Source organism: Chromohalobacter sp. HP20-39 (assembly GCF_033052815.1).
Taxonomy (GTDB): domain Bacteria; phylum Pseudomonadota; class Gammaproteobacteria; order Pseudomonadales; family Halomonadaceae; genus Chromohalobacter.
The window spans coordinates 1-801 of the sequence record NZ_JAWHTP010000041.1; the positions used below are offsets into that span (position 1 = coordinate 1).

The window sequence follows — 801 nt, forward strand, 5'->3', positions numbered from 1 at the left end:
CTGAGCCGGAGGTCGATGTCGCGGCGATCACGATCGGCGTGAGCGTGCACATCCGCTACACCAGCTCGGTCACGCGCCGTCCCGTAACCCTCAAATTCAACGTGAACAACTGACATGGCCAGCTTGCAGACGCAGGATTGGGTGACGCTCGTCCGGAATCAGGTCTCCGCGATCCAGGGCTATGCGAAGGTGCTAGTCGACCTGACGGTCGGATCGGTGTTGCGCGCGATCGTCGAGGCGAATGCGGCCGTTGTGGTGTGGCTGGAGGGCTTGTTGTTGCAGGTGCTGGCTATCACTCGCGCGGCGACATCGAGTGGCGCTGACCTCGATTCCTGGGTTGCTGACTTCGGTGTGACGCGCTTGCCTGCGGTGGCCGCCACCGGGATCGTCACCTTCTCCCGGTTCACTACGACCCAGCAGGTCCTGGTGCCCGTGGGGGCGACCGTGCAGATGGCCGACGGCACACAGCAATTCACCGTCACGATCGACACGACGAACCCAGCATACAACGCAGGCCTGGGCGGATATGTCATCGCGGCCGGCGTCGGAAACGTGACGGTGCCGGTTCAGGCGCTCACCGCTGGCGCTGCTGGTAACGCCGTCGCAGGGTCAGTTTCCGTCATCGCCGGCGCGATTTCAGGCGTCGATACGGTGACCAATACGGCCGCATTCACGAACGGCACCGATGCCGAGTCTGACACGGCGTTGCGCACGCGCTTCATTGCGTACGTGGCGAGCTTGTCAAAGGCGACAAAGAACGCAGTCGGATATGCCATCACGTCGCTGAAGCAGGGTCTGGTG

General features: G+C 63.2%; 1 protein-coding gene. It reads left to right on the plus strand.

The window, feature by feature from the left end; all coding sequences use genetic code 11:
* Window positions 1-114: 114 nt before the first annotated feature.
* On the plus strand, window positions 115-801 hold a 687-nt coding region (locus RVY79_RS16745; RefSeq protein ID WP_317465602.1), incomplete at its 3' end, for a baseplate J/gp47 family protein.